This is a genomic window from Synergistaceae bacterium DZ-S4 (assembly GCA_025943965.1).
Classification (GTDB): Bacteria; Synergistota; Synergistia; order Synergistales; family Synergistaceae; genus Caenicola; species Caenicola nitritireducens.
Genome location: JAPCWD010000004.1, coordinates 117,943 through 133,001, shown reverse-complemented (window position 1 = coordinate 133,001; position 15,059 = coordinate 117,943). Strand labels below are relative to the sequence as shown.

Sequence of the window (15,059 nt, the reverse complement as noted above, 5' to 3'; positions counted from 1 at the left end):
AATGTCAATTTCATTGGTACTGGCCGATGACCATCCGCTTACCAGGGAAGGAATGAAAGCATATCTGGCCAAGGAGACGGACTTCAACATACTGGGAAGCTACGCAGACGGCGAATCGGCATGGGCAGGGATCCAACAGCTCAAACCGCAGGTCGCACTTCTTGACATCAGGATGCCGGGCATCGACGGAGTCGCTCTTGCACGTAAGATCAAAGATGCCTCGCTTCCAGTCGCATCTTTGATGCTGACTTCATATGACGCCCAGCAGTACGTTATGGCCTCTCTCAGGGCCGGGGCCAGGGGATATGTCCTGAAAACTGCCAGCATGGACACCCTCTCCAAGGCTATAAGGATAGTAGCCCGCGGAGGCTTTTACCTTGACAGTGAGGTTGCAAATGCTGTGGAGCAGGAGGGGGATTTCGTACCGGAACCTGTATCGGTCAGAGAAAGGGAAGTCCTTCTGCTTGCAGCGAGGGGACTCTCCGGAAAAGAGATAGCCACCCAGCTTTTCATCAGCGAAAGGACCGTTCAGACCCACCTGGCCTCGATATATGACAAACTGGGAGCGAAAAACAAGACAGAAGCGATGCTCCTGTCACTTAAATACGGAATAGTCACACTGGAGGAACTGCTCGATTGAGGAGAAACCTTCTCCTTCAGCTGACCGTAGCCGTTTTTCTGCCAAGCCTCGGAGCATTTCTCCTTGCGTGGATAGGCTTCTGTCAGTTCGAAAATACCATGGAGGGGATCGCAGGTTCTTATGTACAAAATCTGGCAAGGGGGGCTGCGGCAAGGCTCGAATCTTCGCAGTGGGATCTGAGAACTGACGGAACATGGCAGCCAAACCAGTACAGATCCAGGATACTGGGACTCGGTGAGATGATGGCCGACGAGATGGCAGTGCCCGGAATGTTCGCTGTCTTTGACAGCGACGGCAATTTGGTATACGGGTCACCGGACGTCACGATACTCTCGATAATATGGGACATGCCTATCTCAGTAATGTCACCCCAGAAAATAAGGGGACCAGACGGAAGGTGGTACACGATAGCAGTCTATCCCATGCTGCAGAGGAACCTCTTTGTCCTCGCAGCCGTCTCATGGGACAAGCTGCTCGGCCCCATGGTCTCACTTACAACTTTCTGGCCCTTTATCATGGGTATCCTCGGGCTTATTGGGATCTTCTCGGTCTACATAATGTGGCAGAAAGTGATAATGCCCCTTAAAGACCTCGAAGAGGAGGTCTCGATGCTGAAGTGGGGAGAAGAGGTCCCCCTGAAAAACGCTCCCGAAGCAGTTACGGAACTGCAGAAACTCAGAGAGGCCCTGGTAGTCCTGGCTAATTCGGCGATAGAAAAGGTCAGGCTTTCACGCAGATACGTCAATGATCTGGTAAAGGTGCAGGAAGAGGAACGCGCGAGGATATCCCGCGAGATACATGACGGTCCGCTGCAGGATCTTACAGCTTTGATACAGAGACTCCGGCTCCTCTCTCTTGACATGGACTCACCGGCAGAGAGGGAAAAGCAACTTGAAGAGGCAGAAAAAGTAGCTATGGCAGGGGTAAGGGAGATGAGGGAGCTCTGCAACAACCTGACTCCGCCTTGGCTTGACCTGGGAATAGTTCAGGCTCTTACCGAACTTTCCGAGAGACAGAGCGCCCAGCTCAAAATAAAGATACACCTTGATCTGCAGGAGATCCCGGACCTCACAGACGATGTCACCCTCGCTTTTTTCAGGGTCGCTCAGGAGGCAGTCAACAATTCGGCAAGGCATGGCGCGGCTGAAAATGTATCGATCTCGCTGAAAAATACGGGCAAAATGATCCTCCTACAGATAGAGGACGACGGAAAAGGCTTCGAGGTTGCGGACAACTTCACCGAACTTCGCGTGCAGGGACACAGGGGTCTTTCAAACATGCGGGAAAGAATGTCCATTGTCGGGGGCAATTTCAGCATATTCTCCGCCCCGGGGAAAGGAACTGTAATTCGTTGTGAACTGCCGTTAGTGACAGTACAATAAATCAGATACGTTTTCCAAAAAGATCGAAAGGTGGGAGCCCAAGGGGCGAATGATTTGAAGCTGAAAATCCACGGAGCGGCCGGAGAGGTTACCGGATCAAATTACATGATAGAGACAGGAAGATACAAAGTCCTTGTGGACTGCGGCTTCCACCAGGGACAGGACGAGGAGAAACATGAGGGGGAATCCTTCACTTTCGACCCCTCTTCGATCGACGCGCTTCTCCTGACACACGCCCACATCGACCACAGCGGAAGGATACCCCTGCTTGTCAAAGAAGGGTTCAAGGGGAAGATCTTCTGCACATTTGCCACGTCGGAGCTTGTCGAGATACTCTGGAGGGATTCAGCGAGGCTGATGGGAGAAGAAGCTGAATGGAGGACGAGAAAAAACAGCAGGAAAGGACTTCCTCCGGTCGAGCCTCTTTACACAGAAAATGAAGTGGAGGACTCGCTGGGTCTCCTTTCTCCCATCCCTTATGACGAAGTTATTGAGATCATGGGAGGCCTCAAAGTCCGCTTCCGCGAGGCCGGCCACATACTTGGAAGTTCCATAATTGAAGCATGGGTATCCGAAAACAACGGCGACAAGGCTGTTAAGGTAGTATTTTCGGGAGACCTGGGGCCGCATGAAGGTGTCATTGAAAAACCTCCGACCCTGATCGAAGAGGCAGATTTCGTGTTGATCGAATCAACTTACGGAGACAGGCTTCATAAATCACTTGAGGACACCAGGACAGAATTTGAAGAAGCGCTTAAAGAGGCCCTCAAAACAAGCGCGAAAGTCCTCGTGCCGACATTTGTTGTGGACAGGGCACAGAGAGTACTCTACGAACTCGACCGTTTTCAGAAAAAATACCCGGATCTCAGGATGCCGAAGATCTACCTTGATTCCCCGATGGGGGTAAAAGTGACCGAAATATACGGCAAGTACATTCCGCACCTCTCAAGGGAACTTAAAGAGATGTTCTTGAAGGGTGACGACCCCTTCGAACCAGAAAATTTCCAGTTTATCAGGAGCGCTGACGAATCAAGGGCGATAAACGAAGAGAAAAGCGGGATAATACTTGCGGGAAGCGGGATGTGCTCGGGCGGCAGGATCATGCACCATCTTAAACACAACCTCTTCAAACCGGACACGCATGTTTTCTTCGTTGGATATCAGGCCCATGGAACGCTTGGCCGCAGGCTTGTCGACGGAGCCAAGGAGATAAGGATCGCCGGGGAAGATGTGTCGGTAAAGGCCCAGTTCCACACACTGAACGGCTTTTCTGCCCACGCTGACAGGAACGATCTCCTGGAATGGGCCTCAAACTTCCCCAAAAAGACCAGGTTCGTAGTGGTCCATGGTGAGCCCAAGTCTGCAAAAGCCCTCGCAATGGGACTCAATGACAAGGGATACGCTGCAATGGTGCCCGCTCTCAATGACACTATAGACCTGCTTGCCCCTGCAGAGGAAAAGCCGGTCAGGATGCCAGTCATCTCACAGCGGATAATCGACAGGCTCGAACTCGGTCCGCAGGACATCGCGCAGCTGCTTGCCTCGATAACGCTAAAGGCAGACGAAATACAGAGGCTGACCATAGACAGCAAAGACTATGCCAAGATAATGCCGCTTCTCGTATCTGCAAAAACATTGCTGGAAGCGGCTTCGTCGCTGGGAGAGGAAGACAGGAAAACCGCGTGATCTTTCCACTTTTGGCGGCAATAGGGATATAATACCCTGGTCGCGGTAAGCAGACCATGAGCAACAGAGAATTATCACAGAAGAGGAGAGAGACCGATGTCAAAGAAGGTCAAATTGTTTGTACTGATCACATGTACGGCGGCGGCCGTGCTCTTTGGCCTGTTTGCATATATCGGCACAAAAGGTCCTGCAGTCCTTGCATCAAGGCTGCCGCTCCCTTCAGGATCCGATCCTTACGCGTTCTTTGAGGCGAAAGAAGGATATTATCCTGTTTCTCTTTCCGCTCTCCTTACGGAGGGTCAGTATGCATTCTTCAGGGAAGGATCTTCAGGAAGTATTATCCTCTCTCTTGCGAGAAGCGCAAAAGAGTGTGCTGTCCTTATAGAAAACAGCAGAGACGGCATCATTGACATCTTTGCCGTAGTAAGGCTTGATAAGGAAGATACTGCTTCGCTCTCAAAGGGTGAGTTCCCACCTTCCTGGAAAAAGGAGCTGGGATCCGCCGAGGCCATAAAAGCGGGAGACAAAAGTTCGTGGGAGGTCAGGACAAGGGACAGCTCAGTCTTCTACAGGACCGAAAGGGATATTGCACTGATCACCCATGACAGGGATTCATTCTCCAGGATGCTCGACGTGAGATCGGGTTCTGTAAAGGGCATTCCAAAGAAAATATGGGAAAAAGAAAAATCCTGGCCGGCACATATGATCATATCTGACGGGGGACTCATTTTTGCTGGGGAGGAACGAAAAGAACCTCTGACGCTGAGGGTCTCCTGGAGGTCGCAGAAGGCTGACAAAGAGTCCGGCAAAGCAGGTGAAGCTGTCTGGAGGACAGAAGGACTCGACAAAAGGATCTCTCCGATCTTTCTTAAGTCACTCAAGCCCAAGACGTGGGATATTGCAAACTCCATCATCCCTGACCCGCTTCTTCTCTCAGCGGGCATGAACCTCCCTGAACTGAAGGGATCACCGAAAGAGTGGCCCTTCCCGCTCAAGACGATCGGCGAACTTGGCTCATCAATGGGACTGGAAGACAAACAAATACAGAAGATACTGTCAGGGGAGACTATTTTCTCGGTTGGCGGATACAACAAGCTTCTCTGGTTTTCTCTGCCGGGTATCATGGTGCAATTTACCGGTGACAAAGCTCTCATGGCAGAACTGGTAGATGCTTTTTGGAACAAATTATTCTTCGGCGCCGAACCTAAACCGCTTGCCGGTTTCGATTTGGGCGGCAGCACGAACCTGCCTTTTTCTGTGGTGGGTGCAGGCAAAGAAAACATAGCAGTCCTTGGCCTCCTCTCGCCCGAATCTCTCAAAGGAAAGGTAAGTCTGGGCAGATTCCTGAAAGATAACGAAAAGGCAGTGGGATGGTTGGTTGCAGACCTGCCCAAGGTAGGTGCCGCCCTGAGCGACATGACTAAAATGAATGCCTTCATGAACGAGCCGGACATCAACGACGAAGGGTACTACGAAGGTGACACGGAGGACATCTTCCAGCCTGACTCATCTTTCTCCCCCTTTGATCAGGGGATCTCGGACTCTTTTGGAAATGTCCTGAAGAGAATGGGAAAGGCCCTTATTGTATGGGAGACAGCGGAGTCGGGAAGGATCGACTGGTACATCGACTCAAAATAGCAGGCTTTTATGCCCTGACCACTCGGGCAGAGATACTTGGTGTTGTGGGACTAAGTTTGTATGTCCAAAAAAACAATAAACTGACTGTAATATAACCGGAGGGAAAAATAAATGTACTGCAATGCGCTGAATGTTTTGAAGGAACGTGGATTCGTCGAGTGGAGCAGCCACAACGAAGAGCTTGAGGAGCACTTTATGAAAAGCATGGTAACAGGTTATATCGGCTTTGATCCAAGCGCCGACAGCCTCCACGTGGGGAACCTCGTGGCGATAATGGGGCTTGCCTGGATGCAGCGCCTCGGACATCGTCCAATAGCCCTTGCCGGCGGAGGCACAGGGCGGATCGGCGACCCTTCTGGCAAAAGCGCGGAGAGAAACCTTCTCTCCGAGGAAGAGATAAGTTACAACGTAAGCCGGATAGCAAAACAGCTGGAGCACTTCCTTGATTTCAACTGCGGGGAGAACAGCGCGATCCTTGTAAACAACAACGAGTGGCTCAAAAAACTCAATTACATAGAGTTCCTCAGGGACATAGGAAAATACTTCTCCGTAAGTTTTCTTGTCAACAGGGATTACGTCAGGAACCGGGTACTCGACCCCGACAAGTCGATAACCTACACTGAGCTCTCCTACATCCTTCTGCAGGCATACGACTTCAACCACATGTACAACGAATTGAACTGCACCCTCCAGATGGGGGGGAACGACCAGCAGGTGAACATCATCGCGGGCATGGACCTCGCGCGCAAAAAATCAGGGGGCCAGTGCTACGGTATTACGTTCCCGCTGCTGCTCAACGCACAGGGACAGAAGTTTGGAAAATCTGAGAGCGGAGCCGTCTACCTCTCTACACACCGCACAAGCATATACAAGTTCTATCAGTTCTGGATAAATGTCGACGACAGCGACCTTGAAAAGCTATATAAGCTTTTCACATTCATGGAACTTGATGAAATAAGCGCCATCATCGAAGATCACAATAAAAATCCGCATTTAAGGGTGGCCCAGAAAAAGCTCGCATTGGACCTTACCTGCAGGGTTCATGGAGAAGATGCCGCGAAAAGGGCAAAGGACGCAAGCGCCATACTCTTCGGAGAAATGGACATAAGGGAAGCAGATGCCGAACTCCTTGGCACACTGTCTGCAGAGATCCCTTTTGCAGAGACCGGCTTGGCGATCGGCGGCCCGATCACAGATCTTCTTGTGCTTTCAGGCGGATGCGCCTCAAAGGGTGAGGCAAAACGTAAAATAAAAGAGGGCGGAGTCTACCTCAACGGAGACAAAGTCACAGAAGAGACAAGGCAGCTTTCGTCAGAAGACCTCCTTAGCGGTGGATATGTTCAGCTGCGGGTAGGCAAGAAAGATTTCAGACTGGTCAAATTCGGAGACTGAGATTTTACCTTTAGAACCATTTCAGGAGCATGCAGCGCGGGGATCGTTGCGATCTGAAAAAAAACAGAAGACCTTTCCAGCGTTTTTCAGTTTTTGAGGGACCTTCTTTGAACGGGCAGCCGGCATGCCATGTCCCTGGATGCACCGTGATCTAAACGGACTGAAACTGATGATCCTGCCGCCTTTATTTTTTGCCGCCACCTGAAGTCAGATGTAAATTATTAGGAGCTTTGATATGGATCGGAAACTCAGATATTTTATCCGTTTTGCAAAAATGATAAAACCGGGATGGAGAGCCACGGCTCTTTTTTATTTCCTTTTCATCCCTGTCAGGCTCATCGCGCCAAGGAAAAAGGTCGCACAAAAAAACATCGAACTCGTTTTCCCGGAAAAAACTGACGCCGAAAAAAGGAAGATGCTTGACGGATCTTACAGGAGCATGATATGGACAGGCATAGAAATGCTCTCATGGCAGAGAGATCCCTCCCTCGTTGACAAATGGATCGTTGAGATCGAAGGAAGAGAACACATGGACCGGGCTTTTGCCGGCGACAGAGGAGTAATTGTTGTCTCAGCCCACTGCGGAAACTGGGAACATGCCGCGGCCTGGCTGGGAAGGAACTGCAGGGGCGTAGGCGTGGTCCGTCATTCCGACGATCCCTTCCAGCGGGAGCTTATAGATACGCTGAGACGAAACGGCGGTCTTCGTACACTGGGGAAAGATGAGCCGATGACGAGAGCTGTCGGCATACTTAGGAAAAATGAACTGATAGGTCTTGCGGCAGACCAACACGGCGGGGGAGACGGGATCTTGGTCCCCTTCTTCGGACACGAGACGAGCACTTTTCAGGGAGCTGCAGTATTTGCCTGGATATCGGGAGCTCCCATTCTGCCGTACCAGTGTATCAGGATAGAGCCGTTCCGTTTCAAACTGGTGATAGGCCCCCCGATCGAATGGGAAAAAACAAAGGACCGGGAGGCAACGCTTAGATCACTTACAGCCAAAGTGAATCTGGAGCTGGAAAAAATTATTCGCAGAGCGCCTGAACAGTACCTATGGCAGCACAAGCGGTTCAAGGAGCTCTTTTCCGGCTAACTCTTTTTCTTGACCTGGGCATCCGGGTTGTCGCATATAAGGGTGCCGGCGATCGCAAAATTGTCGTTTGCCATTTCGTTGATGATTATGCGGACTGACGTTTTAGGGACCTCCATAGTCTCACAAAGAGCATCGGTGACTTTCGTCACCATGTCGCGCTTCTGTTCCAGTGTGCGACCCTCTTTGATGTTCACTACTACGATGGGCATGGCTTTCATCTCCTGCAGAATGTAGTTATGATCTTGCGCTTGCAGGCTTATTTTAACCTCCGCCAAGAGGGGTGTCCACATGGAAAGTATAACCATATTCATGGGTTTTGCCGCAGGGGCGGTCATAGGTTCTTTCATCAATGCCGCGGCTATGCGTACTGTGTCAGAGAAAAAATGGTGGGGCAACGAGCGCTCCGTCTGCGACAAGTGCGGAAGAAAGCTTAATTTCTTCGACCTTATTCCCATAATTTCCTACCTGGTGCTTGCCGGACACTGCCGTACCTGCAGGAGCCCGATACCTCCGCGGCATTTCATATCCGAGCTTACAGGAGGGGTTATAGGAGCGCTCTCGGTATGGTACTGGGGCATCGATACACCTTTGCTCTTCTCTTTCATTGCTCTCTTCTTTATGCTCTTCCACTCTCTCACAGACATCGAAAGCGGCTACATCTACGATCCGTGGGCCCTCGCAATGACCGCTGTCTCAATGCTTGCAAGGCTTTCGGGAGGATTTTCCGCCCTGATCGACGGAGCGATGGGAGCAGCGCTGGGATTTCTCTTTATTTATGCTATCGTTTTGCTGAGCCGCGGCGGCATGGGCATGGGAGACGCGATGATGATGCTTGGGGTCGGAGCCCTTCTGGGATGGAAGCTTACCATTCTCAGCCTCTATCTTGGCTTTATGTCAAGCGGAGCGATAGTGATCCCGCTACTGGCCGCGAAAAAACTCAGCAGGAAGGATGCGGTGGCACTTGGCCCTTATCTGGCAGCCGGATGCATCCTGGCAATATTCACAGGGCGGTTTATCTTTGAATACCTGGGTTTCAGCCTCGGCTGGCCCTGGTCCAATATATGACAGGGGTGTAAATTACATGGTTCTTTCGGCTTGTGACACAAATTTAATGAAACCGTTCAGATTCAGGATGCCGCAGGAAGTGATCTTTGAGTCAGGCTCTTCGCGTCAGGCGCCTGAAAAAGCTTTGCGACTCGGGTCGAAAAGGCCGCTCTTCATAACCGGCACACAGATGGCAAAAAGCAGCCGTCTCGCATGCCTGATGGAAGGGTGCTCTGAACTTGGGATGATGCCGGGGCACTGGGACAGGGTGGAACCGGAGCCCCCTGTGGAACTTCTGGAAGATGCCGTCTCTTACATCAGAGAAGGTTCTTTCGACTCTCTTATCGCCTTTGGGGGCGGAAGTTCCATGGACTTTGCAAAAATGGCTGCCGTGATGGCAGAAAATCCTGATATAGAAGTCTCTGAGATGGTAGGGAGCGAGAAGATCCCCCGAAAAGGTCTCCCGACAATAATGATACCGACTACATCGGGGAGCGGATCGGAGGTATCCGCCGTTGCCGTTTTTTCATTCGCTGAGGAGAAGATGAAAAAGGGAATATCCAGCAGGTTCCTGGTCGCAGACATTGCAATTGTTGACCCTGAACTTACCCTTGACCTTCCTCCGCATATAACTGCGGCATCGGGGATGGACGCCCTAGTTCACGGCGTCGAAGCTTTTCTCTCCCTCGGAACTAATCGTTTCACGCAGGACCTGGCACTGATCGCAATAAAAAACATTTATTCCAACCTCACAGAGTGCGTCCTCAACGGACATAACCTCTATGCAAGAGAGGCCCAGTCCTACGGAAGCATGACGGCGGGGATGGCTTTTTCTATGTCCGGGACAGCGGGGGTACATGCGATGGCATACCCTCTCGGCGGGCAGTACCATGTGCCGCACGGCGAAGCAAATACAGCACTTCTGAGATGGGTCATGGAGTACAGCCTGGAAGGCTGCGAGGAAAAGTTCATCCCGATAGCGGAGGCGATGGGTCTGCGCTCATACGGGATGACAGCCTGCGACGCAGCCAACGCGGCGCTCCGGGGAATAGTCGAGCTCGGTGAAAAGATAGGGGTAAAGACAAGGCTAAGGGAGTTCGGGATACCCAGGGATGCGGCACCGGAGATGGCAAAGGCTGCCCTACGGGAGGTCAGGCTGATGTCAAACAATCCCCGCCCGCTTGATTTTGAATCAGTAAGGGCCATATATGAAAAGGCCTGGTGACGGGCAAGAAGTCATATGCAGCATTCAAATCAGATGGCCGGCATTCAGCGATGGCCGGCCATCTGATTTTTTATCTTGTTATCTCGGCTGTTTTTGCTTCGGTGGCTGCGATAAGGTCTTTGGGACTTATCTTAAAAAGAAGCCCCTTCTGTCCTGCGTTTACTGTTATATAGTCAAACATGCAGGCGCTTTCGTCGATAAAAACAGGATACTTCTTTTTTGTCCCGAGAGGCGAACAGCCTCCCCTGATGTAGCCGGTTAACGGCTGTACTTCCTTTAGCGGAACGAGTTCGGAGCTTTTGTTGCCGCTTGCAGCGGAGAGAGCCTTGAAGTCCAGTTCCCTGCCGGCGGGCAGGCATACCATCATAACACCCGTCCTGTCACCCCTTGCGCAAAGCGTCTTGAACGTCTGTTCCTCCGGAACACCTGTTTTTAAGGCAGCATCCTCCGCCGAGAGCGAGCTTTCATCGACCTCGTACTCGATCAGTTCAAAGGGGATCTTTGCGTTTTCCAGGATCCTTACAGCGTTTGTCTTTTTAAGAGAAGCCATATTATTCCCCCGATGCAGTAATATATAATAATAAAGTATAGCGCATCTATCTGAGTGTGGGAGAGGGATATTGATGGAAGGTTATTTTGACGGTGCCTCAAGAGGCAACCCCGGAAAAGCAGGAGCCGGAGCGCTTTTGATAAATGAAGAGGGAAAGGTCGTATGGGAGGCATCATGTTTCCTTGGTGATAAGACCAACAACGAAGCCGAGTACATGGCTCTGATAATGCTGCTCAAAGCGGCAAAAAATCACGGGGTGAGCTCCCTTAGGGTTTTCGGGGACAGCAAGCTTGTAGTCAGCCAGATCTCGCGGCAGTGGAAGATAAACCTTCCTCACCTCAGGCTCCTTGCGCGGGAAGCGTGGGATCTTGCCGAGGGGATGGATATATCCTACAACTGGATACCCAGGGAAGAGAACAAGCGTGCCGACATGTTATCCAATGAAGGCATCGACGGGGCAAAGTGATTTTTATTATTATATCTCAGCGGACCCCGGGCTGATTCCACCAACTGCCCCGGGGTCCGCATATGTTGTTTTTTTCTGCCTGGCGCTATCCCCTGTTGTCTATCACCCTTTTGGTCTTCTTCTCGCTCCTCGGGAGGTCTCCTATCTTCATGACCTCAGGTATGATCTTGATCCCCAGACCCGATTTACAGGCTCTTTCCAGCTCCCTCTCGAGCTCTTCCGTCTCGGTCCCGTCAAAAGCTTCGGCCTGAACGATCATCCTGTCCCTCAGGTCTTCGTTGTCGAGGATTATCCTGTATTCACTCGAGAAGCCGTCAATATTTCTAAGTATTGCCTCCACCTGCGCCGGGTAAATGTTCGTACCCTTTACCTTGATCATGTCGTCGCTTCTGCCGACTATCCTGTCAAGCCTGGGGTACGGCGAACCGCAGGGACAGGTTCCCGGGACGATGCGTGAAATATCGTGGGTCCGGTAACGTATGAGCGGAGCAGCTTCCTTCCTGAAGGTAGTGATCACGATCTCCCCCTGCTCTCCGTCAGACAGCACCCTGCCTGTTGCCGGATCGATGATCTCACAGTAGATGAAATCACTGAAGTAGTGCATACCTGTATGTTCCGGACAATCTATGGCTATGCCGGGTCCGTATATCTCTGTAAGGCCGTAGATGTCGAAAAACTCTATGCCCAGGCTCCTGTAGATACGTTCCCTCACCTTGTCTCCCCATCTTTCGGATCCGAAAATGCCCTTTTTCAGTTTAATGTCGTCTCTCATCTCCCTGCGGTCGACCTCTTCGGCGATAAGGAGTCCGTAGGACGATGTACCGATAAGAACTGACGACTGAAGGTCCCGCATCAGCTGGAGCTGCCTGTCCGTGTTTCCGCTTCCGGTCGGGATGACCATGGCTCCCAGACGTTCCGCACCTGCCTGAAAACCCAGCCCGGCCGTCCACAGGCCAAATCCGGGCGTGACCTGGACCCTGTCTTCCCTTGTGACTCCTGCGAACTGGTAACACCTTTCCATCATTACCGCCCAATCCTCAATATCCTGGCTGCTGTAAGGAATGATCACAGGAACGCCCGTAGTTCCGGATGAAGAATGCACCCTCACGATCTGTCCGTTGGGGACACACTGCATCCCCATCGGATATGCGTCCCGGAGGTCCTGTTTTGTGGTGAAAGGCAGCGTCTCGAACTGGTCCTTCGTCATCATGGTATCGACGGGGATATCCTTAAACTTTTCGATATACATCGGACTGCATCTCGCAACTCTTCTCACCTGGGCAAAACACTGGCTCATTATTGACAATTCGTTCATTGCTCTCAGCTCCGCTCTTCTTTTGATACTGTTTCTTCTTAATTCTAATTTTTATTTATTTAATGCATATACCTCTCATGTCAGATTTCCCGCCGTCTCAGCCCCCAGCATGAAGGCCTTTCTGTTCATTTCAAGCAGCCCCGGTTTGATGCAGCACTTCATAGCCGCGGCTATCTCTGAATCGCTGAACGGAAGCATGCCAGCGCCGGATGAAAGTCCTAGGAGCACCATGTTGAGGGTCTTTGCGTCTCCCGCTTTGATCGCCAGGGAGGCGGCATTAATAAAAAATACCCGCCTGATATTCCTTTTGATGGCATCTATGTATTGATCACAGTTATACTCTCCCAGGCGCAGGGCAACATTTGTAGGGACTATGCAGTCTGTGTTCACTACAGCCGATGCGCCGGGCTTAAGCCTGTTGATCTGTCTTGCTGCTTCGGCAGGCTCAAATCCTATAAGGATGTCGGCATGACGGAGCGGTATTACGGGCGAGATCTCTTCAGAGCCTATCCTAAGGTGGCTGGAGACACATCCGCCCCTCTGCGCCATCCCTATAGTTTCCGAAGTCCGGACAAATAGGCCCCTTCTCTGTGCCGCCTCCGAAAGTATTCTCGAGGCAAGCAGCGTTCCCTGGCCGCCCACACCTGCTATGACTATACTGCTAAGCATCTCTGTCCACCCTCTTTATGGCACCCACGGGGCAGACATTCACGCAAAGGGAGCAGTCTGTACATATGGGCTCATTGATCGACACTTTTCCGTCTTCACCTGCAGACATTGCGGGACACCCCAGCTGCTTTATGCATTTGAGACAGCCAATGCAGGCTCCGTTGACTCTTCGTACGGTTTTCGGAAGCCTTATGAGGGCAATGCAGGGCGCTTTTGCAATAACAGCCGAAGGCCCTGTGTGCTCAAGAGCGTTTTTGAAGGCATCGACAGTATCATCGTATTTGAACGGGTCAACTGTCGATATGTGCTCCACTCCGCATGCCCTCAAGATTTTTTCTATATCAAGCGGCTTTGCCGGCATGCCCATCGCGGTCCTTCCCGTTCCGGGGTGCGGCTGGCCTCCTGTCATTGCAGTCGTGTGGTTGTCGAGCACCGCTATCGTTATGTCGGTGTTCTGATAAACTGCGTTTATAACTCCGGGTATCCCGGTATGGAAAAAGGTCGAGTCACCTATGAAGGCAATGCACTTGGTCTCTTTTTCCGCCAGCTTTATCCCCTGTGCTATCGTTATTCCTGCGCCCATGCAGAGACAAGTGTCGACCGTGTTGAGCGGCGCGGCGTTGCCAAGGGTGTAACAGCCTATATCGCCGCAGTAGACTGTCTTTTCAAAGTTTTTGGCAGCTGTCTTGGCCGCATAGAAGGATGCCCTGTGGGGACACCCGGCGCAGAGCACCGGCGGTCTGACGGGAAGTACAGGGATTTCTGCCATCAGTGGATCTTCACCCTTGACTCCAGCAAATTTGAGAACTGTATCCCTGATCAGTTCAAAACCGTATTCGCCGTTGCAGGGAAGATGGGCGGTCATTTTGCCCAGTATCTCCTTTTTGCCTGCAGAGAGCAGCAAGAGCTGTTCCTCAATCACCGGATCCAGTTCTTCGATCACCATGACCCGGTCGACTAATGATAAGAATTCCTCTGCCGGCTCTGCCGGGATCGGATAGGGGGTGCCGACCTTGAATACTGTAAGGTCCAGTCCGAACTCCTTTATGACTTCCATCAGGTAGAGATAGGATATTCCCGATACGGCTATGCCTATCCTTCCGCCTTTTATGACCCTGTTAAAGGGAAGGGTCCCTAATTTTTCAGATATCAGTTTTTGCTTTTGTTCAAGTTCGCCATGTTTTCTGTAAGAAAGCGCGGGAAAAATGATCCAGTCGGATCGTTTAACAAAACCTGAGGCGGGCTTAGGGGCAGGTACATCCGCCAAATCCACTGTGGCGCTGGCATGGCAGACCCTCGTGGTCGGTCTCAGGAACACGGGCAGCCTGAATTCCTCGGAGAGGCCGAATGCATATGAGACCATCTCATATGCCTCTTCAGGCGATGACGGGTCAAATACAGGCAAGTTCGCATATTTGGCAAAATGCCTGGTATCCTGCTCGGTCTGTGAGGACCACGGACCCGGATCGTCCGCGACTACGACTACCATCCCGCCTTCAACACCAACGTACGAAAGGCTCATCAAAGGATCTGCAGCGACGTTCAGTCCGACCTGCTTCATCGTGACCATCGATCTGATCCCGGAGTATGCGGCTCCCGCAGCCACTTCCAAAGCTGTTTTTTCGTTTGTTGACCACTGGACTTCAATACCGGGTATCTTTTCGCGGATCAAAGTCTCAATAATTTCGGTCGACGGAGTGCCGGGGTAGCCCGATACGACGCTGACCCCCGCCCTCGCAGCTCCGAGTGCTATCGCCTCGTTACCCATACAAACTCGTTTGGACATTAACAGCCCTCCTCAATGTACAAAAGAAGCCCGCCATAGAAATGACAGGCTCCTGATAAGTTTAAGAGTTTTCCTTGCCTTGTCTATTCTATTCTATTCTATTCTATTCTGTGGAGCTTCATCTTTGCTCTTCTCTCGCCGGAAAAGGCTCCCCTCTTCCTGCCAGAATG

At 51.5% G+C, this 15,059-nt stretch carries 14 protein-coding genes; 9 read left to right on the top strand and 5 right to left on the bottom strand.

The window, feature by feature from the left end:
- The first annotated feature begins 1 nt into the window (after position 1).
- The 6 genes from OLM33_03990 (at position 2) to OLM33_03965 (ending at position 7,834) form a co-directional block, all read left to right on the top strand.
- The gene (locus tag OLM33_03990) at positions 2-640 is read left to right on the top strand and encodes a response regulator transcription factor (protein MCW1712834.1); all 639 of its coding nucleotides are present in this window, start codon (positions 2-4) and stop codon (positions 638-640) included.
- On the top strand, positions 637-2,022 hold the full coding sequence (locus tag OLM33_03985; protein ID MCW1712833.1) for a sensor histidine kinase: 1,386 nt from the start codon (positions 637-639) through the stop codon (positions 2,020-2,022). Before OLM33_03990 ends, OLM33_03985 begins: the two co-directional genes overlap by 4 nt.
- Positions 2,023-2,076: 54 nt before the next feature.
- Positions 2,077-3,708, top strand: a complete 1,632-nt coding sequence (locus OLM33_03980; protein MCW1712832.1) for an MBL fold metallo-hydrolase — start codon at positions 2,077-2,079, stop codon at positions 3,706-3,708.
- Positions 3,709-3,804: 96 nt separating this feature from the next.
- Entirely contained in the window at positions 3,805-5,346 is a 1,542-nt protein-coding gene (locus tag OLM33_03975) for a hypothetical protein (protein ID MCW1712831.1), read from the top strand.
- 111 nt (positions 5,347-5,457) lie between these two features.
- On the top strand, positions 5,458-6,738 hold the full coding sequence (tyrS, locus tag OLM33_03970; GenBank protein MCW1712830.1) for a tyrosine--tRNA ligase: 1,281 nt from the start codon (positions 5,458-5,460) through the stop codon (positions 6,736-6,738).
- 235 nt (positions 6,739-6,973) lie between these two features.
- Positions 6,974-7,834, top strand: a complete 861-nt coding sequence (locus tag OLM33_03965; protein ID MCW1712829.1) for a lipid A biosynthesis acyltransferase — start codon at positions 6,974-6,976, stop codon at positions 7,832-7,834.
- On the opposite strand, the gene OLM33_03960 is transcribed toward OLM33_03965, so the two are convergent.
- Complete coding sequence (locus OLM33_03960) at positions 7,831-8,043, bottom strand: 2-hydroxymuconate tautomerase family protein (GenBank protein MCW1712828.1); 213 nt, start codon at positions 8,041-8,043, stop codon at positions 7,831-7,833. The two genes, OLM33_03965 and OLM33_03960, sit on opposite strands and share 4 nt — an antisense overlap.
- Before the next feature lie 79 nt (positions 8,044-8,122).
- Here OLM33_03960 and OLM33_03955 point away from each other — a divergent pair, with 79 nt between their 5' ends.
- Together OLM33_03955 and OLM33_03950 are read left to right on the top strand one after the other, a co-directional pair.
- On the top strand, positions 8,123-8,899 hold the full coding sequence (locus tag OLM33_03955) for an A24 family peptidase (protein ID MCW1712827.1): 777 nt from the start codon (positions 8,123-8,125) through the stop codon (positions 8,897-8,899).
- 46 nt (positions 8,900-8,945) lie between these two features.
- Complete coding sequence (locus OLM33_03950) at positions 8,946-10,103, top strand: iron-containing alcohol dehydrogenase (protein ID MCW1712826.1); 1,158 nt, start codon at positions 8,946-8,948, stop codon at positions 10,101-10,103.
- A 70-nt stretch (positions 10,104-10,173) separates the two neighbouring features.
- On the opposite strand, the gene ybaK is transcribed toward OLM33_03950, so the two are convergent.
- Complete coding sequence (gene ybaK, locus OLM33_03945; GenBank protein ID MCW1712825.1) at positions 10,174-10,653, bottom strand: Cys-tRNA(Pro) deacylase; 480 nt, start codon at positions 10,651-10,653, stop codon at positions 10,174-10,176.
- A gap of 73 nt (positions 10,654-10,726) precedes the next feature.
- Here ybaK and OLM33_03940 point away from each other — a divergent pair, with 73 nt between their 5' ends.
- The gene (locus OLM33_03940) at positions 10,727-11,119 is read left to right on the top strand and encodes a ribonuclease HI family protein (protein ID MCW1712824.1); all 393 of its coding nucleotides are present in this window, start codon (positions 10,727-10,729) and stop codon (positions 11,117-11,119) included.
- An 85-nt stretch (positions 11,120-11,204) separates the two neighbouring features.
- Here the strand turns inward: OLM33_03940 and OLM33_03935 are convergent, their stop codons facing one another.
- The 3 genes from OLM33_03935 to iorA all read right to left on the bottom strand — a co-directional run bounded on the left by OLM33_03935 (position 11,205) and on the right by iorA (position 14,889).
- The gene (locus OLM33_03935; protein ID MCW1712823.1) at positions 11,205-12,434 is read right to left on the bottom strand and encodes a phenylacetate--CoA ligase; all 1,230 of its coding nucleotides are present in this window, start codon (positions 12,432-12,434) and stop codon (positions 11,205-11,207) included.
- A gap of 75 nt (positions 12,435-12,509) precedes the next feature.
- Positions 12,510-13,103 carry an indolepyruvate oxidoreductase subunit beta gene (locus OLM33_03930; protein MCW1712822.1) on the bottom strand — a complete coding sequence of 198 codons (594 nt, stop codon included), beginning with the start codon at positions 13,101-13,103 and terminating at the stop codon, positions 12,510-12,512.
- On the bottom strand, positions 13,096-14,889 hold the full coding sequence (gene iorA, locus OLM33_03925; GenBank protein MCW1712821.1) for an indolepyruvate ferredoxin oxidoreductase subunit alpha: 1,794 nt from the start codon (positions 14,887-14,889) through the stop codon (positions 13,096-13,098). Before iorA ends, OLM33_03930 begins: the two co-directional genes overlap by 8 nt.
- Positions 14,890-15,059: the final 170 nt, after the last annotated feature.